We start from the raw sequence: 25,714 nt of genomic DNA, 5'->3' as shown, positions 1-25,714 counted from the left end.
ATCACACAATAACGATTATTTTAATCATCAAAGATTACATGTGACTGATGAAAATCAATGAAAATAAACACATGAAAAAAATACTTTTTTCCCTATCTGCATTCCTTTTTATTTCCACAATTTCAATAGCGCAAAAGAAAAAAATTTCTTTAGATGATATCTGGAATGGAACTTTCAGAACAGAACGCATCGATGTATTGCGCTCGATGAACAATGGCAAACAGTACACGGTGTTGAACTTTGACCAAGCCGCTAAAAGCAGCAGTATCGACAAATACGATTACAAGACCCAGAAAAAGGTGGAAACAATCGTTTCCTCTTCGGCCGAGATACCCTATTTCACTTCTTATGAATTCAGTGGTGATGAGTCGCAGATTATCTTGGCAACAGATGTAGAACCCATTTTCAGACGTTCACGGTTGGGCATTTATTATGTGTACAATGTGGCCGATAAATCCATCGTGAAAATTTCTGAAAACAAGATTCAAGAGCCCGAACTTTCCCCTGATGGCAGTAAAGTGGCCTACGCCTATGAGAATAATCTTTACCTTTTTGATTTGACATCAAAAAACACCCAGCAATTGACCACCGATGGCAATAAGGGTACCATCATCAACGGTATTACCGATTGGGTCTATGAAGAGGAATTTGCCTTCGTGCAGGCTTTTGAATGGAACAGCGATGGCACCAAAATCGCTTTTTTGCGGTTTGATGAGACCAATGTGCCCCATTTTTCAATGGATGTCTATGGAAAGGATTTATACCCCTACCAACACGAGTTCAAATATCCGAAAGCAGGTGAAGAGAATGCCAAGGTGTCGTTGCATCTCTACGACGTTGCCTCTGGCAACACTTCTGATGTTGATTTGGGGGAAGCCTACTATATCCCCAGAATAAAATGGATGAACAACCCCAACTATCTGAGCGTCCGCACCATGAACCGCCACCAAAACCATTTGAAACTTCATGAAGTGAACGTAAAGGACAATTCGGTCTCGGTCTTGCTCGAGGAAAAAGATGATGCCTACGTCGACATTCACGACAATCTCACCTTTTTGGCCGATGACAGCTTTATCTGGACGAGCGAACAAGACGGCTATAACCATCTGTATCTTTACAACGAAGATGGCGAGTTGATGAACCAAATCACCAAAGGCCCTTGGGAGGTCACCAACTATTATGGCTATGATCAGGCCGAGGATCGTATTTATTACCAATCCACAGAAAACGGTTCCATCAATCGCGGGGTTTACAGCATTGACAGTTCAGGGCAACGCAAAAAACAACTGGCCTCAGAAGAAGGCACCAATGCTGCCGATTTCAGCTCAGATTATACCTATTTCATCAATACGTTTTCGAGTGCCACGACCCCACCCGAGTATACCTTACGGCAGGCAAGCAATGGCAAGGTGGTCAATACGATAAAAAATAACGAGGCCCTTGGGCTACAACTCAACGGTTACGAGATTGCCCCTAAAGAATTTTCGACCATTTCGGTCAACGGCAACGATTTGAACATGTACATGATAAAGCCCGTTGATTTTGATGAAAGCAAAGAATATCCTCTTTTTATGTACCAATATAGCGGCCCGGGTTCGCAACAGGTAGCCAATCGATGGATGGGCGCCAACGACTATTGGCACCAGATGCTGGTTTCCCAAGGTTATATTGTTGCCTGCGTCGATGGTCGGGGAACAGGTTTAAAAGGCCGTGATTTCAAAAAGGTGACCCAGAAAGAACTGGGCAAGTACGAAGTAGAAGACCAGATTGCAGCCGCCCAAAAGCTGAGTGAACGTTCTTACATTGACGAGAATAGAACAGGCATTTGGGGTTGGAGCTACGGTGGCTTTATGTCAACCAACGCACTGCTGAAGGGCAATGAAACCTTTGAAATGGCGATTGCGGTCGCACCCGTGACCAGTTGGCGGTTTTATGATACCATCTACACGGAGCGTTACATGCAGACCCCGCAGGAGAATCCCAGTGGGTATGATGAGAACTCGCCGTTCAATTATCCCGAATTGCTAAAAGGCGACTATTTGTTGGTGCACGGTTCAGGGGACGACAATGTGCATTTACAGAACACCATGCGTATGATAGAGGCTTTGGTGCAAGCTGATAAACAGTTTGAATGGGCCGTCTATCCAGACAAAAATCATGGAATTTATGGGGGCAATACAAGAAAGCATCTTTATCAGAAGATGACCAATTTCATACATCAAAAATTGGGTAATCGACCTGAAAAGAAAGAACCCATCGTCAAAGGTCAGATCAAGGGATAATACCAACCAAACCTAAATAATATATGGCACAGATTAATGAAAATCCAACAGCTAACAATGAATTGTTCGGGCATCCAAAGGGACTGTTTTACCTCTTTTTTGCTGAATTGTGGGAGCGTTTCAGTTTTTATGGAATGCGGGCACTGCTCACACTCTACATGGTCAATGTCATTTTTGAGGCACTTTCCACACGAGACTATGCCGCCGCCGCCGTTTACGCATCTTATGGGTCATTGGTCTATGCCTCGACTGTAATCGGAGGTCGTATCTCAGATACCATTCTGGGGATGCGAAGCTCCATTTTTTTAGGGGGTATTCTGATGGCTTTGGGCCATTTTGTATTGGCCATAGAAAACAATATGGCTTTTTTCTTGGCACTTGCCTTTATCATTGTGGGTAACGGATTTTTCAAACCCAATATTTCCACATTTGTAGGTACGCTATATAAAGATGGCGACCCGAGAAAGGACTCGGGATTTACCATTTTCTACATGGGCATCAATATTGGCGGTTTTATTTCACCGTTATTATGCGGTTGGCTGGGCCAAACGTATGGGTGGCACTATGGTTTTGGCTTGGCAGGAATAGGAATGTTGACCGGACTGCTGTTTTTTTGGAGCGGTATCAAAAAGAACGTTTTTGGTGAAGGGGGCAGACCACCGAGTATTGAAACCTATGAAAGAAAGATTATTGGAATTCCACAACACCAATTGGTCAAGATATTGGCCTTTCTTTCTGCCCCGCTTATCGCATTTTTATTGTATTCGTACAAGTCATTGGGTGCAGAGGGCACTGCTTTGGAAGATACGAACATCGTCAATTTACTGTTCTACATCATTGGCATTGCGGTATTGGCCTACATGGCATACATCATGTTCAAGGCGAATTTGGATGAACGGAAAAAATTGTTCATGGCCGTGTTGATTACTTTTTTCATGACCATTTTTTGGGGGTTCCATGAACTTCATGGCAGTGTCATCACGCTGTTCGCGGCACGTAACGTGAACCTTTCGTTGATCAACGCCAGTCAGACCAATGCATTGAACTCTATGTTCATTGTGATATTATCGATACCCATATCTATTATGTGGACCTGGTTGGCCAAAAGAAAATCCAATCCAAGAACCCCCTACAAATTTGGTATGGGCTTGTTGTTGGCGGGGCTTAGTTTTTATGTGGTTTCCCTCAGTGGTGGTGCCGCAGATGAAAACGGTATGGTGCCTTTCTCATACTTGTTGGCACTGTATTTTATTCTCTCAGTGGGTGAGTTGTTCATGTCTCCGGTAGGGTTGTCAAAAATCACTGACCTTTCCCCGAAACGCATTGTGGCCTTCATGATGGGGGTTTGGTTTCTCTCTTCGGCATTTGCCTTTCAGATTGTGGGGTTCATATCAAAACAACTGGCCATTGAGAGTACCGATAGCAACGTCGGCGGTTTCGAAACCCTGAATGTGTATTTAGATGGTTTCCGACTAATCGCAATATACGCCTTGGTGGCTGGGGCTGTGGTCATCTTGTTCGGGCCATTGATGAAGCGATTGATGGGCAACGTGCATTAATTCTGGTCCACATCAAAATAATACGCTCCCTTTTCGCCCGTATAGTGAAAGGAGAGCTTTCTTTTTGAACAGGTAGCTTTCCACCGTGCTACATAGCTTTGGTAATTGCTGCCATCGGCAAGGATGGTTTTAGGTTGGATGGAATCCAATACCCGTTCGAGATTGATTTTTGACGATTGGGTCAGCAATAAATAGTCCACTTGCTTTTTAGGGGGAAGGATTCCGGTACTACCCAAAACAACAATGGAAGCCTTCTTCCATCGATAACTGTTTTGCAATGGTTTTTGTTGGATGGTCTTGATATGTTCACCCACTTTGTAGTTGGTAATCATACGATTGGCTTTTTCATTTTGGGAAGCCATTATGGTCAATGTGCTTCCGTTTTGGTGCATCAAAATGGTATTGGCAGTCTGATGCCCCAAAATCAATTGTACACTTTGGGCGGTATTCCATTTGGTAAACAAGGTCCATCCCTGAAAAGCGATAATACCGACCAACAAAAAGGCCAGATTCTTGAATTTTGGGCGTTGCAGTGTAAATACAAGGGAAATGATAAGAAGATATCCCAACAGCAATTGCATGCCATCAAAAGAGATATTACGAAAGACAAAAGCTTCCTGTTGGGCGACCCATTCGATGATACCGTTCATTAAGCCAATCAAAAAATTGTAACCGGCCACCAAAAAATCGGGCAATAAGTTGACCATGGCCAAAAGCAAAACCAATAAACCTCCTCCCAAAACAATTCCCAAAAACGGCACCACCACCAGATTCGAGATAAAGAACAGTGCCGGAAATTGATGAAAATAGAACAGACTGATGGGCAAAACCCCAAGCTGTGCTGCCAAACTAACGGATAGTAATTGCCAGACCTTTCGAACGGGCCATGACTTTGGGTGCCAAAACCGCTGTAGTTTCGGGTAGATCCATACGATGGCAAACACTGCGGCATAGCTCATCTGAAACCCCACCTGAAAAAGAAGCAAGGGTTTGACCAACAAAATGAAGAACATTGACAAAGCCAAGATATTGAACGTGTTGGTAGGCCTGTTGAGGTGCAGGGCATAGGCCAAGAACGAAAACATGGTCACGGCCCGAATGATGGAAGGCGACAGCCCTGCCACAAAGGCAAAGCTCCAGAGCAATGCGATGATGGCCAATAGTTTTAAGGTTCTGCCTTTTGGCAATCGCTCCAAAGGTTTCAATAAAAATTGTAGGATCAAGAGCAAGATGCCCACATGAAGACCAGAAACAGCCAAAATGTGCACGGCACCGGCATTTCGGTAATTGTTATAGGTTTCCTCAGAAATATCACTCCGTTTGCCGAGCAACAACGCTTGAATGATAGAAAGCTCATCATCCCCAAAATCGTATTGCCTCAATCTTGAAATCAACTGTTCGCGAAACTCGTATGCCAAACCAAAAACGGTTCTTGACGGATTTTCAATGTGCAAGTACTGCGCAGCACCAATTCTGATTTGATGATAGATTCCTTTTTTCTGTAGATAATCCCGATAATCAAATTGATGGGGATTCAAGGGCGGTTTTATATCCTCTACTTTTGAATATATTACCAATTCATCATCGACACTCAAATTTTCTGGTGTACTGTCTTGGGAAATTTGCAGTGCAATGGTACCATAAACCCTTTTTCCTTCCAAAGAAATCAGGTCTGCAAAATACCGATCTGAAAAGGATGTGGGCTTTAAAACTTCGGTGATTTTGAGATGCCAAGTGTGGCTTTGCTCCAACTCATACTTCGAATAATGGTTCAACAAAGTATTGCCAAGAGATAATTGGGTCAGCACAAAGCCCAGTACTGTGGTGGTGATAAGGGCAGTGATTCCAAAAAAAGGAAAATGCTCTCTTTTTTGAACTTTAAATGTGATGCCAAGGGCTATGAGGCACACCAACAGAATAATGATTGATGTAGTGAGGTTGAGAGAAAAATAGAATCCCAAAAGAATGCCAAGAATCAGTGAAAAGCAAAGTTTTATGGATATGAATTTGAGCAACGGCATTACAGAATACGGGTAGCCTTGACAAAGGCGTAGTTCCAGTAGCCCTCTCGCAGTGAAGAGACAATCACCCCTCTCGACGAGGTTGAGTGAATAAATTTGATTTCGTCACCGTCGACGTCAACGACCAAACCCACATGGTTGATGCGCCTTCTTCGCTTTTGGGTATCAAAAAACAAGAGGTCTCCTTTTTGTACCTGGTTCACCTTGATTTTTTTACCCTCTTGGGCCATTTGATGCGAGATGCGGGGGAAAAGAATGTCGTTTTCTTTCAGGGCCACGTAAACCAGGCCCGAACAGTCCATACCTCTTTTGGTGGTGCCGCCAAATTTATAACGCACCCCGGCATAATCCATGGCGACGGAGATAATGGCATCTGCAGTGCTATTCTCTGTGTAGTCCCTTTTTTTGGTATGGTGCGCTGTTTCTTTTCCGCCTGATGCAACAACGGTCACCGTCGGACGCGGATTTCTGGTGCTCACCGTTTTCTTTTTTGAGGCGCACCCGACAACGGCAATCATAAGTATGGGGAAGAAAATTTTGCGAAACATCCAATAACGATTTAGTGGTCGGCCATTCGTTGTTGGAAGGTAAAATTAAGCATTTTCTACAATCAATGAAGCTGTGCGCTCGCTGGCACCTATTCCGCCAAGTTTTTTTCTTAAGATTTCGTAGTCATCCAATATCTTTTGCCGTTTCGGTTCGTCAAGTATTTTTTCGAGTTCTGCATGCAGATTTTTAGTAGTGAGGTCGTCTTGAATCAGTTCTTTGACCACTTCCTTATCCATGATTAAATTGACCAGTGAAATATAATCCAAAGTGATGATACGCTTGGCGATTTGATAGGAGACCCAGTTGCCCTTGTAGCAGACCACTTGGGGTACGTTGAAAAGAGCAGTCTCTAATGTGGCGGTGCCACTGGTGACCAAAGCGGCATGGGCATTGTGCAGCAGGGCATAGGTTTGGCCCGAGACAAAACCGACGTTTTCATTTTTTAGGAAAGGGGCATAAAAATCATCATCCAAACTTGGGGCGCCCGCAATGACAAATTGATAATCCTCAAAATTTTTTTGAACGGAGAGCATCACAGAAAGCATTTTCGCTACTTCTTGCTTTCGGCTTCCGGGTAGCAATGCGATAATAGGTTTTTTGGAATGGAGCCCATTTTTAGACCTGAAAGAAGATTCATCGGGCAATTCCGCAGTTGCAATCGCATCCAGCAATGGGTGGCCCACAAATTTGACGTCATAACCATGTTTAGCATAAAACTCCTTTTCAAAAGGAAGGATAACGTACATTTGGTCGATATCCCGCTTTATTTTTTTGATTCGGCTTGACCTTGACGCCCATACCTGGGGTGAAATATAATAGTTCGTCTTGAAGCCTTTTTGCTTTACCCATTCGGCAATGCGAAGGTTGAAACCAGAGAAATCGATAAAAATAATGACATCGGGATTGAACTCTTGAATGTCCTCCTTACAAAACCGAATGTTTTGAAAAATGGAGGGAAGGTTTGCCAACACCTCAAAAAACCCCATAAAGGCCATTTCTTTATAGTGTTTGGCCAATTGCCCCCCGGCATTCTCCATCAAATCACCGCCCCAACATCGAATTTGGGCATCGGCATCTTTCTTTTTCAATGCTTTGATGAGGTTTGACCCGTGTAGATCCCCAGATGCTTCGCCGGCGATGATGTAGTATTTCATAGAAAAAACTCAAAATCGAGTTTCAAATTCAAACCCAATATAGTCCGCCTTTGATAAACAGTGCAGGAGTATTTGATATTTGAGTTTGTATTTGAAACTTGTGTTTGCATTTAGAAAACCTTGTAATACAGAATGACCAAAGCCGTTAAGACAGTGGCCACCATGACCCCACGTGCGCGATAATCCCTTTTGATCCTCAGAAAACCAAAAAAGGCAACTAGGTTCAAGATGGCCCCAAGTGCCAACAGACTGCCCACGTGCTCTTGTTCGATGGCAGCTTTGAAGGTTTCAACAATGCCCCTGTCCGAAAAAATCAAGATATATAGCAGGGTTCCAAAGGTGTTGGCAATGATGCCGACCAAAAACCCGATAGCGACTTCTTTTTTAGTGTTCATTCAAGTTCCATTTGTTCAGTTGCGGTAAAACATGGTGTGCGGTCATATCAAATTGGGTGGGCACCACGGAAACATAATTGTTCGAAAGTGCCCATTCATCGGTATCGGTGCCATCATCGAGCAGCTCAAATTCACCGGTGAGCCAGTAATACTCCTTGCCATTGGGGCTGGTACGCTTGTCAAACTGCTCTTTCCAGTTGGCCCTGGCTTGTCGGCATACCTTGATTCCTTTGGGTCCTTTTTCATCTGTTTTGGGGATGTTCACATTCAGCACCGTGCCTTTCGGAATACCAAATTCCAAGGCCTCTTCGGTGATTTTTTTTACTGCTGCCAGACCGGGCTGAAAATCTGCGTCCCAAGAGTAATCGCAAAGTGAAAAACCGATGGCAGGTACCCCTTCGATGCCCGCCTCAATGGCGGCACTCATGGTACCGGAATAAATGACATTGATTGATGAATTGGATCCGTGGTTAATGCCACTGACACAGATATCGGGCCTTCGCTCCAAAAGTTCCCGAAGTGCCAGTTTGACACAATCGGCGGGCGTACCGCTGCAGCTATATTCCAGTGGCGCACCACTTTCTTTGTCCACCGTCACTTTTTTAGAATGCAATGTGTTGTCGATGGTGATGGCATGGCCCATGCCCGATTGAGGGCTATCCGGGGCAACAACGACTACCTCTCCTAACTGCTTCATTACGCTTATCAGTGCTCTGAGTCCAGGTGCCGTAATGCCATCATCATTGGTCACCAAGATCAAAGGTTTTTTCATTGCAGATAATTAATGGAGTAAAAATACGTTTTTCAAAAGGATAAGGGTTCGGGTCGTTTAACAAAATATTAAACGGCAAACCTGATACTGGCATGGTTTTTTCAGTATCTTAGATAATTCATATCGAGTTGATTAATGCGAACTTGAAACGGAATCGGAACCCTATTTTAGCACCGTTTCACAAGAAAAATAGATTTATGAAAAAGAACTTCACGTTGGCCTTTATGGTGATTTTGGTGGCCGTGGCATCATGCAGTAACACCTCTTTTGAGACCAATGATAAAGACAAATTGTTGCTTGATTTGATAACCTACGTACTTGAAAAAGGACATTATGAGCCAAAAGATATCAATGACAGCTTTTCTTCAAACGTATTCGATGATTTTATTGATGTCATTGACCCAACAAAACGATACTTTTTAGAAAGCGATATTAAAGAATTTGAGCAGTACCGCTTTCAAATTGATGATCAGATCAAGAACACTGATATCACTTTTTTCAATTTGGTGTACCAACGCTTGATGAAACGAATGGATGAGGCCAAAGAAATCTATAAAGAGCTTCTTGAGCAACCGTTTGATTACAAGATGGATGAAAACATCGATATTGATTACGCCGAGGAGTCTTTTGCAAAGAACAAGAAACAGCTTAAAGAGCGTTGGAGAAAGCAACTGAAATACAACACGCTCGGAGTATATGACAATAAAATTTCTGACGGTCTGCAAGCGGCAGGGTACTACGTAACTGATGAAGGCGAACAACCCGCAGATATGGCAAGTGCCAGCATGGCAATCAAAGACTTTGATTTTGACGCCACTGACAAGGTAGGTGATTTGACCATAGCAGATATAGAGGTTGCCGCGCGCAATACGACCAAAAAGACATTGGACGAATTTTTTGATTTTGTCGATGACCTTGAACGAAAAGACTGGTTCGTGCAGTATATTAACACTATTGTTGATGAATTTGATCCGCATACTTTTTACTTTGCCCCTGAGGACAAAGACAAATTTGACATCAGCATGTCAGGTAAATTCGAAGGTATCGGTGCGCGCTTGCAAAAAAAGCCAGAGGGAGCCAAAATTGTGGAAATCATTTCTGGTGGCCCAGTTTGGAAAGCGCAAAGCCTTGAGGTTGGTGACGAGATTTTAAAGGTAGGCCAAGACGGTGAAGAACCTATCGATATTGTGGGTATGCGCCTTGATGATGCCATAAAACTCATCAAGGGCCCCAAGGGCACAATTGTCGATTTGACCGTGAGAAGGGTCGATGGTACAGTTGAAGAAGTGTCGATTACACGTGATGTTGTTGTTTTGGAAGAGTCGTATGCAAAATCGGCCACTGTCAAGAAAGACAACAAGAAATACGGTATTATCCACTTGCCAAAGTTTTATGTGGATTTTGAGGATTATACCGAACGCAACGCCGCTACTGATGTGGCCAAAGAAGTAGAGCGACTCAAAGAAGAGGGCGTTGAAGGCCTTGTCTTAGATCTTCGTGACAATGGTGGTGGTTCACTGAAAACAGTTGTTGAGATGGCAGGTTTGTTCATCAAAGATGGCCCAGTGGTGCAAGTACGTTCTTCAGGTAAAAGAAAAGAGGTTCATGAAGATAAAGACGAGCGCATTCAATGGGATGGTCCACTCGTGATATTGGTCAACGAACTTTCTGCTTCGGCCTCAGAAATTTTGGCCGCTGCCATGCAAGATTACAAAAGGGCCGTTGTCATCGGGAGCAAGCAAACCTTCGGTAAGGGTACGGTTCAAAATGTGATTCCGTTGGATAATATCGTGAGAAGCAACGAACACGGTGATTTGGGTGCCATAAAGTTAACCACCCAGAAATTCTACAGGATCAATGGAGGTTCCACCCAATTAGAAGGTGTTAAAAGTGATATTGTCGTCCCAGACCGATACAGTTATATCGACTTGGGTGAGCGTGACCAATCCAATCCATTGAAATGGGATAAAATCTCACCTGCTGATTATGAGGTATGGGATGGCTACATGGATTTTGAGGGAGCCATTGCCCGTAGCAAAGAACGCTTGGCAGACAATTCACAGATAAATTTGATTGAAGAAAACGCCAAATGGTTGAAAGAACAGCAAGATGAAACCACGGTTTCGCTCAACTACGAAGAGTTCAAGACCAACGAAAGGATAGCAAAAAAGAAATCTGAGTATTTCAAGAGCCTGCGTGACTACGATTCTAAATTGACGTTTGAATCGCTCAAGTACGAAAATGAGCTGTTCACAAAAGATTCTACGCTTCGTGAGAAAAGAAACAGATGGCATACCAGCTTGGCAAAAGATGTATATGTTGAAGAAGCCGTTAACGTGCTTCAAGACCTAAAGTTGAACAATTTTAAGGGGAGCACTCCAAAGCTTGCAGATGTAAAAGGGTGATTTTCCAATAATATTCATTTATTTTAAGTCCGGTTTTGACCGGACTTTTTCTTTTGAACAACAAGCATTGATTCAGTGAAGCAGAGAACCGTTTACACCATTTTGATCATCATCTGTGTGGTGGGCTTCTGGGTTTTTGAGAATTTCTATACCCCTGATACTTATTCTAATCCTGCATCGACATCATCGTCAAAAATTGATACCGAGTTATTGCCCAAATCGAATACTGGAGCAATCATCCATCACGATTATTTTATGTTATCATACAGTGAACCGCATGAACAGGCCGAATGGGTAGCCTATGAATTGAAAAGAGAGCATTTGACCAATGATGACAGAAGAAGGCCCTATTTTATCGAAGACCCAAAAGTGAAGACGAAGTCAGCAGATTGGCGCAATTACAGAGGTTCGGGTTACGATCGTGGGCATCTATGTCCGGCGGGTGATCGCAGGTTTTCAGAGTATGCCTACAACGAAACGTTCTACACCAGCAATATCGTGCCCCAAGACAAAGCATTCAATACCGGTATTTGGAATCGACTGGAACAGCAGGTGCGCTATTGGTGTAAAAACTATGGAAGTTTATACGTCGTTACGGGAGGCATTCTGCATAATAATCTCTATGAAATCGGGGAAGAAGATGTGGATGTTCCTGAACAGTTTTTCAAGATTATTTTTAGAAAAGATGGAAAAAACACCAAAGTGTTGGCATTTTTGTTTCCTCACAGGGAAAGCCAAGCATCCCTGAAAAGATTTTTGGTCTCTGTGGATAGTCTCGAAAAAGTTTCAGGATTGGATTTTTTCCACCAAATGGATGAATCCGTTCAAGAAAAACTGGAAGCGAAGGTCAACACAGCAGGCTGGAAGTTTTAGATACCTTCCTTTAAACGATTGGCATCAATCTTCAAGAATATAAAAAGTAAAAGGGTGAAGAACAACAATCCCGAGCCACCATAACTGAAAAAGGGCAACGGAATACCGATGGTCGGCAAGAGGCCAATGACCATGCCCACATTCACAAAATAATGGATAAAAAGTATGGAGATAACCCCATAGCCGTACATACGGCCGAAATCACTCTTTTGGCGTTCGGCCAAGATGACCAATCGCAAAAAGAAAAAGGTGAACAAAAGAATCACTGCCGAGGTGCCCACAAAGCCCCATTCCTCACCTACAGAGCTGAAAATGTAATCGGTATGCTGTTCGGGCACAAAGTCACCTTTGGTACGGGTACCTTCCAAAAAGCCTTTCCCGAAAAAACCGCCTGACTCAATGGCCTTCTCAGATTGATAGGTATTGTAACCAATTGATTTTCGAATCTGTTCCAGCTTGGCCTCATCCTTTTCCAATCCTAACCACAACGAAAAACGATCGCGATGGCGTTGCTCAAAAACATTTTCGAAGACAAAGTTTACCGATAATGAAAACAGCACAGCGACAGCGATACCGCTGATGAGCGGTACCAGCGGTATTTTAACCGTAGATCTTTTTAACGTAAAAACAAGGACGACCAAAATAGCCAATCCTATCGCCACCCAAACCGTACCATACATTAAAGTGGTAACGAACAATAGCAATAGAATCAAAGGAACGACGAGATAAGAAAGGGGCAGCCCCTCTCTGAAAAGCACAAAAAACAGCGCAAAAAATACCAAAGCACTGCCTGGGTCTGGTTGCGGAACTATCAATACAGCAGGAACGATAATGATGAGAATGGCATACAACTGATGTTTTCGAATTTTAATATCGGTCTGTATGTCACTCAAATATTTTGCAAGTGCCAGCGCGGTGGCTACCTTGGCCAATTCAGAGGGCTGAAGGTTAAAAAACCCCAGATCATACCATGAAGTGGCGCCTGCAATGGTTTTTCCGAATAGAAAGAGCCCCAGTAACAGTACAATTGAAATCAAATAGAAAATACTGGCAAACCGCTCAAAAAAACTGGTCTCAATAAACAAGACGAACAAAATGACAAAAAAGCTGATGCCTATAAAGAAAAGCTGCTTTCCGTATAGTGTAGAAAAATCAAAAATAGAGGTGCTTGTACCTTCAAATGTAGTTGAATAGATATTTATCCATCCGATAATAACTAGAAGTACATAAAAAAAAATGGAAAGCCAATCAATGCGTCTCAGTACATTCTTACCAGACATACTCATTTATCTTGAACGGTTCACCACTGAGGGGTTTGGCATATTCGTGTTCGAGTGTCTTTTCGAGCATGCGGGTCTCCAAATCTTTTCGGGTAATCTCGCCCTTGATGTATTTTTCTATCATCAATGAGGCAATGTGGCCAGCGTATCGTGACCCGTAGTAACCGTTCTCAATATAAACCGCGATTGCAATTTTCGGGTTATCAACTGGGGCAAAGGCCACAAAAACGGAGTGATCCGTCAACTGTACGCGCTCACCGTCGATACGGGTGAAATTCTCTACGGTGCCTGTTTTGCCCGCGATTTCAATATCTGGAATTTGAACCCATCTCGCCGTACCATAATTATACACATCTGCCATGCCTTTGATCACGGGTTCAAAATGCGCCTTGTCAATGGTGGTTTCGTGTCTTTCAGTAAAGCGTACATCGATATTGTTCGTGTTTCCGATTTTTTTGATAAGGTGCGGGGTATAGAAATACCCTCTATTGGCTATGGCCGCCGTCATATTGGCCAGTTGCAATGGTGTTGCCGCCACTTCACCTTGGCCAATGGAATTGGATATGATAAAGGATGATGACCAGCGATTATCGCCATACCATTTGTCATAATATTCCTTACTGGGTATTCTTCCCGGTCTTCCTGTTGGTAGATCGGTGCCCAGATAACCTCCTAGACCAAAGCTCTTGATGTGCTTTTCCCAAACATCCATGCCCTCATCGGTACTCTGGTACTTGCTATAAATTTTTCTGAATGTTCCGGCAAAGTAGGCATTGCACGACTTGTAGATGCCAGAGTTCATATTGCGTACGCCACCACCGCAGTGGCAGCCCCTTTTCTTGTTTCCTACATAAAAACCGTTGTAGCAGGTAAATTTTGTCTCTGGTTGTATCACTCCTTCTTGCAGGGCTACAAGTGCATTCAAAGTTTTGAACGGTGACCCCGGAGATGGCTCGGCCAGAATGGAACGGTCCCAAGTAGGTCTGGCGATGGTATCGTAATGCAGCTTCGAATAATTTTTAGACCGTTGTCTGCCCACCAAAAGCGCGGGGTCATAAGTAGGCCCAGAGATCATGCTCAAGATTTCGCCTGAACTGGGCTCAATGGCGACGATACCGCCCCGTTTGCCATGCATCAACTGCTCACCGTACTCTTGCAATGTTTTAGCTAAAGTGATGTGTATTTCCTTTCCTTGCTCTGGAATGGTATCAAGCTTACCGTCTTTGTACTTGCCGATATCCCTGTTATAACGGTCTTTTTGAATATGCTTTACACCCTTTCGGCCCCTGAGGATATCTTCGTACTGCTTTTCGACACCGGTACGCCCTTTCAGCTCTCCTGCAACGTAGTATGGGTTATTTTTGAGATCGGTCTCATTGACCTCACTGATATAGCCCAAAACATTGGCGGCACTATTGGTGTTGTAATAGCGCAACGATCTTTTCTGAATATAGAACCCATTGAAATGCCGCATCTTTTCCTGTAGCCCGGCATAATCTTCTTTTGAAAGTTGGGGCACAAGAACCGAAGGTAGGCGGGGAGAATACGTTTTGGCCTTCTGCATTCGTGAAATGAAGGTCTCTTTGTCAATTCCCAAAAGAGTGCAAAATTGTAGGGTATCCAAAGGCTTGACCTCACGGGGGATCACCATGACATCGTAAGCAGGTTGGTTGCCCACCAACAATTCACCATTTCTGTCGTAAATATAGCCTCTCTCAGGGTAATCGTAGACTTTTTTTATCGCCGGGTCTTCCAGTATTTGGTTTGGCGAAAAACTGAAGAGCTGCAAATACGATAATCTGCCGATAAAGGTGATGCCTATGATGACAATGATTGAAGACAGCAATAACTTTTTCATGGGGCAAAGGTAATTTGTAAATGCCATTTAAGGCAACCTTCTGGTAAATTGAACGTTGCAATTTCAATTTTATTCGCTCTGAACTTTAAAAAGTGAACTAAAGAGCACACAAAGAAACAATGTCAAGATGCTGGTCAAAAGTAATTTTTTTAGCAGGAGCAAAAGATGTGACAAACTTAAAAATTCCAATAAGAAGAAAACCAGATGATGTGCAACCACCAAAAGCGCCAAAAAAGTGAGCCGCTGTAATCGGGTGGTGTTTTTAAATGAAAAGGTTTGAAATTCATAGTTGACCCCAAAACAGAAGCGCATGATGATGGGTCGGGCATAGGCGATGGTCAGTGTCGAAACGGCATGCAGCGCCAATGTATCTGAAAATATGTCGATGACCAGCCCCAACAAAAAACCGATGAACATGAAAAGAGCACGATTCTCCCGTATCGGATACCAGTAGAGAAAGATGACGTACACCATCGGATTCACAAAGCCAAAGAAGTTCAGATGGTTGAAAATGAAAATCTGTGCCATCACCAACAAAATAAACCTGACGATATTTATTGTGATTTGGTTATTCAACGTCTTCGGTTTTTGTCTCTAGTTGCAAAATTTCTTGGCGGTTGTTGTTCTTTATGACATAGACGGTATAAATGTTCGCCATATCGTTGAACAGTGCTACGTCAATATCATAGAAACTTTTTGAAGTGTTCAGCTCGTACTTTTTGATAGTGCCAATGGGAATGTTCTCTGGAAAAATACTTGACATGCCGCCCGTTACAATGGTATCACCGACCACTAACGGTACCAATCGCGGAATATCGACCAACTGAATGACATCATAGCGGTCACCATCCCACACCAAAGATCCAAAATAATTGGTGTTCTTGATTTTGGCATTGATGTTCGACCTGCTGTTTAAGATACTCTGCACGGTCGAATAGTTTCTTGAGGTGTTCTCAACAATACCCAAAATACCCTTACTTGTGATGACTCCCATATCTTGTTCCACACCGTGGTTTTTGCCCAGATCAATGGTAATGTAATTTCTAGTAAGGGCATAGCTGTTCTTTATTGCCCTTCCCTGGAGCACTTGAAAATCCAATTGTGTGGTGTCAAGTCGATTTATCGTGTCTTCGTTGTTATTGAACAAAAGCTGTCTCAATCGCTTATTTTCTTCGGAAAGTTCTTTGTTTTCTTCCCGTAGCGAAAAGTAGGATGAAATGGTGTTGGAAGTATTGTAAAAATTACCGGTGACCCATTTTGAAGAATTGAAAAATTTTGATTGATGGTACGAGTGTGACCTGATGGTCATGAAAATTCCTAAAAAAGCCAAGGATAGATAGAGCACCGTATTTCTGTACCTGAGAATGAAATTGATGATCTGTTGCATGCCGTATGCTCTAAAAGGGCAGTGATGCAGTAATCAAAAGGGTGAAAACTGCTATTTAATCAAAATGTTCTTGTAGCGTTCCAAGTTTTTAAGTGCGATACCGGTGCCTCGTACAACAGCCCGTAAAGGATCTTCGGCGATATATACCGGAAGATCTGTTTTCTGCGAAAGCCTTCTGTCAAGACCGCGGAGCATTGACCCTCCACCGGCCAAATAAATGCCTGTATTGTAAATATCCGCAGCCAATTCTGGTGGGGTTTGTGAGAGTGTTTCCATAACAGCATCCTCTACACGCAAGATGCTCTTATCCAATGCCTTTGCGATTTCCCGATACGAAATCGAAACCTGTTTGGGCTTACCGGTCAAAAGGTCACGACCTTGAATCTGCTTGTCTTCCGGAGGAGATTTCAAATCTTCGGTAGCGGAACCAATCTCTATTTTGATCGCCTCTGCGGTGCTTTCACCCACATACAGATTGTGTTGGGTACGCATATAATAGATAATATCATTGGTAAAGACATCACCTGCAATCTTGACCGATTTGTCACATACGATTCCGCCCAGGGCAATAACGGCAATTTCTGTGGTTCCACCGCCAATGTCAACGATCATGTTTCCTTTTGGCTGCATGATATCCAATCCGATACCGATGGCAGCTGCCATTGGCTCGTGAATAAGGTATACCTCTTTGCCGTTCACACGCTCTGCAGATTCACGTACCGCGCGCATCTCAACCTCTGTTATGCCTGAGGGAATACAGATGACCATTCGTAGGGCGGGAGGAAACCATTTTTTCTTCAGTGCCGGAATGTTCTTGATGAACATGTTGATCATCTTTTCCGAAGCATCAAAATCGGCGATGACACCATCTTTCAACGGACGGATGGTCTTTATGTTTTCGTGGGTCTTGCCCTGCATCATGCTCGCTTCACGCCCCACGGCAATAATCTTGCCCGAAATACGGTCGCGTGCCACGATAGATGGACTATCAACAACAACTTTATCAAGGTGTATAATCAGGGTATTTGCTGTACCAAGGTCAATGGCGATTTCCTCGGTCATGAAGTCAAAAAATCCCATAGGCTAATTCAGGTTTATCGGCAAAAGTAGCAAAATTAATGTTTAAAGTGTCGGGTGCCCGTCATCACCATGGCCATATCATTTTCATTGCAATAATCAATGCTCAGCTGGTCTTTGATGGAACCTCCAGGCTGTATAACGCTCACAATACCAGATTTATTGGCAATCTCTACGCAATCTGGAAACGGAAAGAAAGCATCACTTGCCATGACAGCACCTTTGAGCTCAAAACCGAAGTGTTTTGCCTTATGAACGGCCTGGTTCAAGGCATCAACCCGTGATGTTTGGCCTGTGCCGCTGGCGCATAGCTGTTTGTTTTTTGCCAACACAATGGTATTGCTCTTGGTGTGCTTGCAAAGCTTTGAGGCAAAGATGAGGTCTTCCAGCTCTTGTTTGCTAGGTTTTTTATATGTCACGTATTCTAGATCATCAATGGCATCGGTCTTAAAGTCTTTGTCTTGAACCAACACGCCGTTCAAACAGGTACGAACCAAAGTTTCGGGCAAGGCGACTTCTTTTTGTATCAAGAGAATACGATTCTTTTTTCCTTTCAAAATTTTCAGGGCGCTCTCTGAAAAGCTCGGCGCAATGACCACTTCACAAAATAGTTGGTGTATTTCCTCTGCTGTGGTTTTGTCAATTTCGGTATTCGCTATCAAGATTCCGCCAAAAGCAGAGACAGGGTCACCGGCCAGTGCATCGATGTATGCTTGTTTGATTGTAGGTCGGGTGGCCAATCCGCAGGCGTTGTTATGCTTTAAAATGGCGAACGTGGGGTCGTCGTTCTTGAATTCCTCCATGAGATTGACGGCTGCATCAACATCCAAAAGGTTGTTGTATGATAATTCCTTGCCGTGCAGTTTGTCGAACATGGCCTCAAAATCACCAAAAAAGAATCCCTTTTGATGTGGATTCTCTCCGTAGCGCAGCACCCGCCCCTGTGTTTCACTGATTTTCAATGCCGCTTGGGCGTGGTCTTTATTGAAATATTTGAAAATTGCCGAATCATAGTGTGATGAGATGTTGAACGCCTTGGTGGCGAATGCCTTGCGTTGCTCCAAGGTTGTTTCACCGTTTCCTTCGGAGATGATTTTATGAAAATCCCAATAATCTTCCATAGAGGATACACAGAGTACGTCCTTATAATTTTTTGCTGCGGCGCGGATGAGGGAAATCCCACCGATATCAATTTTCTCTATGATTTCTTGTTCAGACGCACCACTGGCCACCGTTTTTTCAAAAGGGTAGAGGTCAACGATGACAATATCCAACTGGGGAATGTCGAATTCCTGCATTTGGGCTACATCGCTATCATTGTCCTGTCGGTTCAAAATGCCACCGAAAACTTTTGGATGCAGGGTTTTGACCCTTCCGCCCAAAATGGAGGGGTAGCTGGTGACATCTTCCACAGCGATGACATTGATGCCCAAATCTTTGATGAATTTTTCGGTGCCCCCAGTGGAATATATTGTTGTTCCAAGTTCGGCCAGCTTTTTGACAATGGGTTCGAGGCCATCCTTATGAAAGACGGAAATCAGGGCCGAAGTGGCCTTTTTGGTAGTGCTCATGATAGTTTGTGGTTACAAAAAAGTAAGCACCAAAAATAACGCAATCAAAAAGATAGTGGCTAAGAGGTTATCAACAAAACGGGTGAAGTTTTAAAGAATCTCTGCTACTTTTTGGTTGACGAACTCTAGAAAACGCTCGTCTTCTTCATTAAACGGATCAGGGGTATTTGAGTCGATGTCGATTTGGCCAATGTTCTCCCCATTCTTGAACAGTGGCACCACGATTTCAGACTTTACGGTCAAGCTGCAGGCGATATAGTTGTCTTGCGCCGCCACATCGGGCACCACAAAATTTTGGTTGCTTTCGGCAACCTGGCCGCAAATGCCCTTACCAAACGGAATAATGGTATGGTCCGTGGGCTCACCTGCAAAGGGTCCCAATTTGAGTTCGCGTTTATCACCGTTCTTAAAATAAAATCCGACCCAATCGTAATGGTCAACCTCAGATTTCAATACATCACAGATCTGCTGCATTTTTTTGGTGGAATCCCATTTTGGATTTGCAGTGATTTCGGTGACGGATTTTCGCAGTTGTTCAAACATTTGGTTGTGGTTTTGAGGAGTAAAAGTCGGGTAAAACCTCAAAAATTACAATCAACGGCTCCCAAAATTTGGTTAACAAAAGGGTTTTAAAAAATGATTGAACAAGATGTTTTGTAAATTTGCTGTGTGAAAAAGATAATCCATCAGATTAGTTCTTCATTACTTGCGCTTTTGGTGTTGCTCTCGACTGTTTCATGGTCGGTGGACAAGCACCTTTGCATGGGCCGTGTGATGGATGTCGCCTTTTTCTCCCATGCCGAGGATTGTGGTATGGAAGCTTCAATGATGGCTTTTGGGGAAACTGAAAATCATTGTTGCGATGACGAATCGTTCACATTGGAAGGACAAGACGACCTAAAACTGACCTTCAACGACCTAGAAATTGACCAACAGGTCTTTTTGGCGGCTTTTGCGTCGTCATATCTCGATTTGTTTACCGACTTTTCGGAACAAACGGTTCCGTTTGATACCTATCCACCCCCTTTACTGGTACAGGATTTCAACATCTTGTACGAGGTCTATTTGATTTAAAAATGCCACTTTTTGTCGTTCCCGCGTAGGCTGGAATCTCATGAATTGAGTCTTAATTTTTTGAATCAAAATTCCAATGAAATCATACATATTGACAATGGCAATAGCCTTGCTGGCATTGCTGAAATTACAGGCGCAGGGTCCACCGATTACCGCCGATAAGCCCATTATGCTGGGTGGCGGCAGTTTTACTGCCAAAACCCTGACTGAAATACGGAAGACCGAACGCGGCACTTTCACGTATGTGCCACTGATGCTGCACTATCTTCCTACGGCGAACTCTCTTGTGGCGGTTCACCTGCCCTATATCAGCTATAGTTTTAACACCAATGAAGAAGATGGTAGCGGCCTGGCCGACATCAAGGTGATGGGCAAATACCAATTCTTTAGAAAGGATGGTACGGGCAAGACCTTTCGTATGGTCGCCAAAACGTTGCAAACCCTCCCAACGGGGGAAGCATTGGATGTGATGGAGCTCAGCACGGGCAAGTACCAAGGATATTATGGCTTGGTCGCCGGGTACGAATCCCTCAAGTATGGTATCTCCAACGAGCTGGGCTACAACTGGATGCCCGACGGCACTTTGGACGAATTCCGATATAAATTGGGTTTTGGGCTTCCGCTCTTGAAACCCCAATACCCCAACAAACAGTTGAACCTGTATTTTGAGTATACCAATTCGTGGCTGACCGAACGCGACTGGTACCAGTTGCTTTATGCACAGGGTATTCAGTACGCCCGAAAGAACGTTACGTTCGATTTGGCGGTACAGGTACCGCTGGTCAACGATGTTGACGAGGGCCGAAGATTAAAGTACAGCCTGTTTTTGGGCACGAGATATACCTTTTAACCTTGACTTCCCTCCTAAAAAGGAGGGATTGAGGGAGGTGTAAGAATAAATTAAAAAAATTCCCGCCTTCGCGGGAAGGAAAAAAATAAAAGAGTAGAATCATGAAAAAAACAATCATTTTAACACTGGCTTTCGGGATGATGGCCGTGTTCGCAAACGCACAAAAAGCAATGGACCAATTTATGGTACAGGTAGATGGCCTTGGCTGTCCGTTCTGTGCTTATGGACTCGAAAAGAAGTTCAAGGAATTCAAGGGCATCAAAGATGTCAAAATCGATATCGAAACGGGGGATTTCAGCTTTAGCTATCCATCTGAAAAATCATTGACACTTACCGATGTTGAAACGCAGGTCGAGAAGGCTGGCTACACTCCGATTACAGCAAAGGTCGAAAGGGCGAACGGAGAAGTTGAGGTTGCTGGCGGTGAAACGACCATGACCAAAGACAATGCGATGGTCAAAGAAACCGTAAAAGTCGCAGGTAATTGTGGCATGTGCGAGGCTAGAATCGTAAAAGCCGCCAAGGATGTTGATGGTGTCGGCGAAGCCAGTTGGAACAAAGACACAAAAATGTTGCAGGTGAGTTTTGATTCAACGGCGACCAGTTTGACGGCCATAGAAAAGGCCATTGCCACTAAGGGCCACGACACCGAGAACCACCAGGCCCATACCGATGATTACGGCAATCTGCCCGGCTGTTGCCAATACGAACGACTTGAATATTAATAATAATAAGCTCCTTCCCTTGTCCAAGGGAAGGTGGCTTCCCGCCAGAAGCGGGAAGACGGAAGGGATTGATTTTTAAAAACTATGTATGAAAAAACTAATCATAATTTCACTGATACTGGTCATTTCGGCCTGCCAAGAAGAAAAGCCCAAAGAATGGGCCTATCAAAAGACCGTTAAATTAGATGGGGTAAACCCCATTGGTATTGCTGTCGCCGATGGAAAATTATGGCTCTCCGATGGTGACCATAACCGTTTGGTACAGATTGACGACGGTGGAAACATTGCAAAAACCATAGATTCATTGAATCGGCCGATGCATATCGATGCCCTTGGTGAAACATTGTTCATTCCACAATACGGAAATGACAAAGTGGAAACCTTTGACAAAAAGGGACGTTTTGAACTACAGCTCAAAGACTCTTTGGATGCACCAGCTGGAGTGGGACTTTACAAAAATGAAAGAGCAATCGTTGATTTTTATAACAACCGCATCCTCTTCAAAAAAGATGGGGATTGGATTTCCTTCGGAAAGGAAGGAAAGGCAGAAGGGGAATTTTACTACCCCACCGATGTACAGATTACCGACTCACTGATTTGGGTGGCCGATGCCTACAACAACCGGGTACAGGTTTTCGACAAGACCGGAAAGTTTGTAAAGATGTTTGGTCAAGACCAAAAAATGAACGCCGCCACTGGGCTATTTGTCTCAGAAAATGAAGTGTTTGTCACCGACTTTGAAAATAATCGCATTCTAATCTTTGACCACGATGGAAACCTCAAGCAAGAATTGAAAAAGGGTATTGCCAAGGCCACCGACCTGTTGGTAAAGGATGGGGAGCTACATATTGTCAACTATCGCTCGGGCGAATTAGTACGCTATGAACTAAGAGCAAAAAAGAAATCATGAAACACACTTACAATATCACTGGAATGACCTGCCAAAACTGTGTGGCATCCGTCAAGGAGAAACTCGAAAAGGTGGAAGGGGTGCAACAGGTCGATATCGATTTAGAGAAGGGGGAGGCTGAACTCAATATGCATAGCCATGTGGCTATCCAAAAATTAAAAAAAGCGCTTCCCGAAAAATATGGTATCAAGGAAAAGGGAAATCATTCTATGGATTCCCGTCTTCGTGGGAATGACAGGAAGGTGGAAAAGAAAACCAAACTACAGCAGTTAAAGCCCCTGTTTCTGATTTTTGCCTATCTGTTTGCCACTGCCTTTCTTTTGAATTATAAGGATTGGAATATGGGTGAGGCCATGCTTGATTTTATGGGGCTTTTTTACATCGTGTTCAGTTTTTTCAAGTTTTTAGATTTGAAGGGCTTCCCTGAAAGTTTCAGGATGTACGACCCTCTGGCAAAACTTGTACCTGCTTATGGATGGATCTATCCCTTTTTGGAGCTTGGCTTGGGATTGCTATTCTTGATGCGTTTTCAAGTTCAAACTGCATTGATTGCCACCATCATCATGCTGGGCATCACGACTTTTGGTGTCACCAAAACCTTGCTGGATAAAAAAAGTATTCGTTGTGCCTGTCTGGGCACCGCACTGAACCTGCCCATGACCGAAGCCACTTTTATCGAGAATGCCATTATGTTGGTGATGGCGGTCACAATGCTTCTTAGTTAAATTTTAGATTTTTTGTAAGCCTTACAGGTTTTTTACGCCATATACCTTGTGGCTAATTCAAAGTCGATACTACTTTTTTTGTCGGTAGTATGTTTTGCTGTGGTTTCCTATGGACAAACATGTTGCTCAGGTGGAGTGCCATTGTCCAATAATTTAGGTTTGTCAAATGAAGGGGCTGGCTCTTGGGTAATCAACCTATCGTATGATTACAACAACCTGAACACATTGAATGCAGGCACGGATACATTGGATGATGATTCGCGTTTGCGGGTGACCAATTCCATTCTTTTGAATCTAGGGTATGCCATATCCAACCGTTTTTCTGTTGAATCGTTGTTCACATGGGTAAACCAGACCCGAACCATCAGTCAATTTGGCAACGAAGATTTTACTGAAACCAGTGGTATTGGCGATGCCGTGTTCTTATTGAGATATACCATTCCGAATGTACTGGGCGATCAATCCTCAGTGGCAATTTCAAGCGGTGTGAAAGCACCGGTCGGCCGTTCTGATCTGTTGACCAATGAAGGTTTTCAACTGACCGCCGATTTGCAACCGGGTAGTGGTGCTTGGGACTATGTGGGACTGATTTCAGTATCAAAAAATTTACCGTTTAGGCCTTCTGCAACCTTAGCTGCAGGAGCTACCTTTCGGTTGACGGGTGCCAATAGTGATTATTTAAACGGAGAATCAACCTACGAATTTGGCAACGAAGTACAAGCCATTCTGGGGTATACCGATCAATTTCTTCTTTTTAGTGCCGTATTCAATCCTGCCCTGATTTTAAAATACAGAAAAGCGGGAATTGACAAGATCAATGGTTTTGACCTCAATAATACGGGGGGAGAATGGTTGTTCATCCGCCCAGAGATTTTCGCCTACATATCACCAAGTATTGCTGTAGTGTCTCGACTTGAGGTGCCCCTTTATAGTTATGTTGATGGCACACAGCTCACCCCAACCTTGCGCTTCACCGGCGGATTACAGATTAAATTGATGAAGAAGAATGATATAGAAATAGAGAATCAAAACAAATTGCCATGAAAAGAATAATGTGTTTTTTATTGTTGACCATCATAGTAACATCTTGTGACTCTTCTGCAGTTTCAATTACAGACACGGGAGGTGCCAACTCCGGTCAAAACGGAACAGATGACGGCACCTCACAAAATGCTCAATGGAGCATACCGGTTTCACAGGTGGTTGATGGCGGTCCGGGCAAGGATGGAATACCAGCTTTGGTAAGGCCCAAAATGGTCAATGCCGATTCTGATGAAATCAGTGTGCTCAGGCCCAATGATTTGGTTTTGGTATTCAAAGATGGAGACGATGTAAGGGCATATCCACATATCATTTTAGATTGGCATGAAATTATTAATGACAATGTAGGTGATGTGTCACTGGCAATCACATTTTGTCCCCTCACGGGAACAGGTATCGGCTGGGGAAGGATTATTGATGGTGAAGAAACCACTTTTGGTGTTTCAGGCTTGCTGTACAATACCAATTTGATTCCCTATGATAGACTGACCGATAGCAATTGGTCACAAATATTGAACGAATCGGTAAATGGCGAACTTATTGGTGAAAAACCTGAGCTGTACCAACTTTTGGAAACTACATGGAATGTGGCAAGAAGGGTGTATCCGACCATTAGGGTCGTGAGTACAGATACGCCTTTTCCGAGAACGTACGGTACCTCACCTTACGGCGATTACAATACAAACAATGACAGGTTTCTTTTTCCGGTAAGTGTGAACAGAACATTGCCTGCCAAAGAACGTGTACTGGCTTTGATAGACCGTGGCCGGGCCAAAGTGTATCGTTTTGAATCTTTTGAAGAGGTAAACCTAATAAGAGACACTTTTCGAAGCAGAGACTATTTAATTGTGGGCAATGAAAATTTTATGGTCATCTACCGTTTAACAGGAGACTTGGCCGAACTCGAGTTTTCTTATGTTTTCGACTCAGACAATTTAAATTCAGAGATACTTCTTAGGGATGATGAGGGCAACGAATGGAATGTTTTTGGAGAAGCGGTTTCAGGTCCACGTACAGGTGAATTTTTAGGAAAAACTGAATCAATGATGGCCCAGTGGTTCTCGATACCGGCTTTTTATCCAACAGAGATTTACGGTCAATAGCACTGGTGCAGTAGCTGGTCAGGCATAATAATTATGGGTTTTAGTTAATGTTTACCCAAATTAATTCAACGGATTTATAGCTGAATTACATTTACATCGGTTT

23 protein-coding genes are annotated in these 25,714 nt (G+C 43.5%); 11 read left to right on the top strand and 12 right to left on the bottom strand.

Annotated elements, in window-relative coordinates; all coding sequences use genetic code 11:
* The first annotated feature begins 71 nt into the window (after positions 1-71).
* Positions 72-2,282, top strand: coding sequence for a S9 family peptidase (locus tag AAAH86_RS12515; RefSeq protein WP_343487987.1), 2,211 nt, complete (start codon positions 72-74; stop codon positions 2,280-2,282).
* A 23-nt stretch (positions 2,283-2,305) separates the two neighbouring features.
* A complete protein-coding gene (locus AAAH86_RS12510) occupies positions 2,306-3,841 on the top strand; it encodes an oligopeptide:H+ symporter (protein ID WP_343487986.1) in 1,536 nt (511 codons plus the stop codon).
* On the opposite strand, the gene AAAH86_RS12505 is transcribed toward AAAH86_RS12510, so the two are convergent.
* The 5 genes from AAAH86_RS12505 to surE all read right to left on the bottom strand — a co-directional run bounded on the left by AAAH86_RS12505 (position 3,838) and on the right by surE (position 8,732).
* The gene (locus tag AAAH86_RS12505) at positions 3,838-5,862 is read right to left on the bottom strand and encodes a ComEC/Rec2 family competence protein (protein ID WP_343487985.1); all 2,025 of its coding nucleotides are present in this window, start codon (positions 5,860-5,862) and stop codon (positions 3,838-3,840) included. The two genes, AAAH86_RS12510 and AAAH86_RS12505, sit on opposite strands and share 4 nt — an antisense overlap.
* Complete coding sequence (locus tag AAAH86_RS12500) at positions 5,862-6,410, bottom strand: C40 family peptidase (RefSeq protein ID WP_343487984.1); 549 nt, start codon at positions 6,408-6,410, stop codon at positions 5,862-5,864. Before AAAH86_RS12500 ends, AAAH86_RS12505 begins: the two co-directional genes overlap by 1 nt.
* A gap of 45 nt (positions 6,411-6,455) precedes the next feature.
* Positions 6,456-7,565 (bottom strand): lipid-A-disaccharide synthase, encoded by a 1,110-nt coding sequence (lpxB, locus tag AAAH86_RS12495; RefSeq protein WP_343487983.1) that lies wholly within the window; start codon positions 7,563-7,565, stop codon positions 6,456-6,458.
* A 110-nt stretch (positions 7,566-7,675) separates the two neighbouring features.
* Positions 7,676-7,960, bottom strand: coding sequence for a hypothetical protein (locus AAAH86_RS12490; RefSeq protein ID WP_343487982.1), 285 nt, complete (start codon positions 7,958-7,960; stop codon positions 7,676-7,678).
* A complete protein-coding gene (gene surE, locus AAAH86_RS12485) occupies positions 7,950-8,732 on the bottom strand; it encodes a 5'/3'-nucleotidase SurE (RefSeq protein ID WP_343487981.1) in 783 nt (260 codons plus the stop codon). The genes AAAH86_RS12490 and surE overlap by 11 nt, the downstream gene beginning before the upstream one ends.
* 197 nt (positions 8,733-8,929) lie before the next feature.
* On the opposite strand from surE, the gene AAAH86_RS12480 reads away from it, so the two are divergent.
* Entirely contained in the window at positions 8,930-11,137 is a 2,208-nt protein-coding gene (locus AAAH86_RS12480) for a carboxy terminal-processing peptidase (protein WP_343487980.1), read from the top strand.
* Positions 11,138-11,212: 75 nt separating this feature from the next.
* Positions 11,213-12,010: a DNA/RNA non-specific endonuclease gene (locus tag AAAH86_RS12475; protein WP_343487979.1), complete on the top strand. Its 798-nt coding sequence runs from the start codon at positions 11,213-11,215 to the stop codon at positions 12,008-12,010.
* Here AAAH86_RS12475 and rodA read toward each other — a convergent pair.
* The 7 genes from rodA to AAAH86_RS12440 all read right to left on the bottom strand — a co-directional run bounded on the left by rodA (position 12,007) and on the right by AAAH86_RS12440 (position 19,726).
* Entirely contained in the window at positions 12,007-13,290 is a 1,284-nt protein-coding gene (gene rodA / locus AAAH86_RS12470; RefSeq protein WP_343487978.1) for a rod shape-determining protein RodA, read from the bottom strand. The genes AAAH86_RS12475 and rodA overlap by 4 nt on opposite strands.
* The gene (gene mrdA, locus AAAH86_RS12465) at positions 13,280-15,148 is read right to left on the bottom strand and encodes a penicillin-binding protein 2 (RefSeq protein ID WP_343487977.1); all 1,869 of its coding nucleotides are present in this window, start codon (positions 15,146-15,148) and stop codon (positions 13,280-13,282) included. Before mrdA ends, rodA begins: the two co-directional genes overlap by 11 nt.
* 69 nt (positions 15,149-15,217) lie before the next feature.
* Positions 15,218-15,724: a rod shape-determining protein MreD gene (locus AAAH86_RS12460; RefSeq protein ID WP_343487976.1), complete on the bottom strand. Its 507-nt coding sequence runs from the start codon at positions 15,722-15,724 to the stop codon at positions 15,218-15,220.
* Complete coding sequence (gene mreC, locus AAAH86_RS12455) at positions 15,717-16,535, bottom strand: rod shape-determining protein MreC (RefSeq protein ID WP_343487975.1); 819 nt, start codon at positions 16,533-16,535, stop codon at positions 15,717-15,719. Before mreC ends, AAAH86_RS12460 begins: the two co-directional genes overlap by 8 nt.
* Positions 16,536-16,586: 51 nt before the next feature.
* The gene (locus AAAH86_RS12450; protein ID WP_343487974.1) at positions 16,587-17,615 is read right to left on the bottom strand and encodes a rod shape-determining protein; all 1,029 of its coding nucleotides are present in this window, start codon (positions 17,613-17,615) and stop codon (positions 16,587-16,589) included.
* A 35-nt stretch (positions 17,616-17,650) separates the two neighbouring features.
* Positions 17,651-19,183, bottom strand: coding sequence for a bifunctional phosphoribosylaminoimidazolecarboxamide formyltransferase/IMP cyclohydrolase (gene purH / locus AAAH86_RS12445; protein WP_343487973.1), 1,533 nt, complete (start codon positions 19,181-19,183; stop codon positions 17,651-17,653).
* A 90-nt stretch (positions 19,184-19,273) separates the two neighbouring features.
* A complete protein-coding gene (locus tag AAAH86_RS12440) occupies positions 19,274-19,726 on the bottom strand; it encodes a GAF domain-containing protein (RefSeq protein ID WP_343487972.1) in 453 nt (150 codons plus the stop codon).
* Between the two features lie 126 nt (positions 19,727-19,852).
* Between AAAH86_RS12440 and AAAH86_RS12435 the strand changes: the two genes are divergently transcribed.
* The 7 genes from AAAH86_RS12435 (at position 19,853) to AAAH86_RS12405 (ending at position 25,611) form a co-directional block, all read left to right on the top strand.
* Positions 19,853-20,257 (top strand): hypothetical protein, encoded by a 405-nt coding sequence (locus AAAH86_RS12435; protein ID WP_343487971.1) that lies wholly within the window; start codon positions 19,853-19,855, stop codon positions 20,255-20,257.
* A 76-nt stretch (positions 20,258-20,333) separates the two neighbouring features.
* Positions 20,334-21,107, top strand: a complete 774-nt coding sequence (locus tag AAAH86_RS12430; RefSeq protein WP_343487970.1) for a hypothetical protein — start codon at positions 20,334-20,336, stop codon at positions 21,105-21,107.
* Positions 21,108-21,208: 101 nt separating this feature from the next.
* The gene (locus AAAH86_RS12425) at positions 21,209-21,832 is read left to right on the top strand and encodes a heavy-metal-associated domain-containing protein (RefSeq protein WP_343487969.1); all 624 of its coding nucleotides are present in this window, start codon (positions 21,209-21,211) and stop codon (positions 21,830-21,832) included.
* 88 nt (positions 21,833-21,920) lie between these two features.
* Entirely contained in the window at positions 21,921-22,742 is an 822-nt protein-coding gene (locus AAAH86_RS12420) for an NHL repeat-containing protein (RefSeq protein ID WP_343487968.1), read from the top strand.
* Positions 22,739-23,467: a heavy-metal-associated domain-containing protein gene (locus AAAH86_RS12415; RefSeq protein WP_343487967.1), complete on the top strand. Its 729-nt coding sequence runs from the start codon at positions 22,739-22,741 to the stop codon at positions 23,465-23,467. The genes AAAH86_RS12420 and AAAH86_RS12415 overlap by 4 nt, the downstream gene beginning before the upstream one ends.
* Before the next feature lie 159 nt (positions 23,468-23,626).
* On the top strand, positions 23,627-24,511 hold the full coding sequence (locus AAAH86_RS12410) for a hypothetical protein (protein WP_343487966.1): 885 nt from the start codon (positions 23,627-23,629) through the stop codon (positions 24,509-24,511).
* Positions 24,508-25,611 (top strand): DUF3179 domain-containing protein, encoded by a 1,104-nt coding sequence (locus tag AAAH86_RS12405; protein ID WP_343487965.1) that lies wholly within the window; start codon positions 24,508-24,510, stop codon positions 25,609-25,611. The genes AAAH86_RS12410 and AAAH86_RS12405 overlap by 4 nt, the downstream gene beginning before the upstream one ends.
* The last annotated feature ends 103 nt before the right edge of the window (positions 25,612-25,714 follow it).

Source organism: Allomuricauda sp. d1, assembly GCF_039592695.1.
GTDB lineage: Bacteria > Bacteroidota > Bacteroidia > Flavobacteriales > Flavobacteriaceae > Flagellimonas_A.
This window is presented reverse-complemented; position numbering and strand designations above follow the sequence as displayed.

Bases quoted from the DNA above. Each gene is read 5' to 3' on its own strand.
- AAAH86_RS12415 (WP_343487967.1), top strand. From the start codon at position 22,739: ATGAAACACACTTACAATATCACTGGAATGACCTGCCAAAACTGTGTG.
- AAAH86_RS12440 (WP_343487972.1), bottom strand. From the start codon at position 19,726: ATGTTTGAACAACTGCGAAAATCCGTCACCGAAATCACTGCAAATCCA.
- mreC (WP_343487975.1), bottom strand. From the start codon at position 16,535: ATGCAACAGATCATCAATTTCATTCTCAGGTACAGAAATACGGTGCTC.
- lpxB (WP_343487983.1), bottom strand. From the start codon at position 7,565: ATGAAATACTACATCATCGCCGGCGAAGCATCTGGGGATCTACACGGG.
- AAAH86_RS12490 (WP_343487982.1), bottom strand. From the start codon at position 7,960: ATGAACACTAAAAAAGAAGTCGCTATCGGGTTTTTGGTCGGCATCATT.
- AAAH86_RS12450 (WP_343487974.1), bottom strand. From the start codon at position 17,615: ATGGGATTTTTTGACTTCATGACCGAGGAAATCGCCATTGACCTTGGT.
- mrdA (WP_343487977.1), bottom strand. From the start codon at position 15,148: ATGAAAAAGTTATTGCTGTCTTCAATCATTGTCATCATAGGCATCACC.
- AAAH86_RS12430 (WP_343487970.1), top strand. From the start codon at position 20,334: ATGAAATCATACATATTGACAATGGCAATAGCCTTGCTGGCATTGCTG.
- AAAH86_RS12515 (WP_343487987.1), top strand. From the start codon at position 72: ATGAAAAAAATACTTTTTTCCCTATCTGCATTCCTTTTTATTTCCACA.
- AAAH86_RS12510 (WP_343487986.1), top strand. From the start codon at position 2,306: ATGGCACAGATTAATGAAAATCCAACAGCTAACAATGAATTGTTCGGG.
- AAAH86_RS12405 (WP_343487965.1), top strand. From the start codon at position 24,508: ATGAAAAGAATAATGTGTTTTTTATTGTTGACCATCATAGTAACATCT.
- purH (WP_343487973.1), bottom strand. From the start codon at position 19,183: ATGAGCACTACCAAAAAGGCCACTTCGGCCCTGATTTCCGTCTTTCAT.
- AAAH86_RS12425 (WP_343487969.1), top strand. From the start codon at position 21,209: ATGAAAAAAACAATCATTTTAACACTGGCTTTCGGGATGATGGCCGTG.
- AAAH86_RS12500 (WP_343487984.1), bottom strand. From the start codon at position 6,410: ATGTTTCGCAAAATTTTCTTCCCCATACTTATGATTGCCGTTGTCGGG.
- AAAH86_RS12505 (WP_343487985.1), bottom strand. From the start codon at position 5,862: ATGCCGTTGCTCAAATTCATATCCATAAAACTTTGCTTTTCACTGATT.
- rodA (WP_343487978.1), bottom strand. From the start codon at position 13,290: ATGTCTGGTAAGAATGTACTGAGACGCATTGATTGGCTTTCCATTTTT.
- AAAH86_RS12480 (WP_343487980.1), top strand. From the start codon at position 8,930: ATGAAAAAGAACTTCACGTTGGCCTTTATGGTGATTTTGGTGGCCGTG.
- surE (WP_343487981.1), bottom strand. From the start codon at position 8,732: ATGAAAAAACCTTTGATCTTGGTGACCAATGATGATGGCATTACGGCA.
- AAAH86_RS12420 (WP_343487968.1), top strand. From the start codon at position 21,921: ATGAAAAAACTAATCATAATTTCACTGATACTGGTCATTTCGGCCTGC.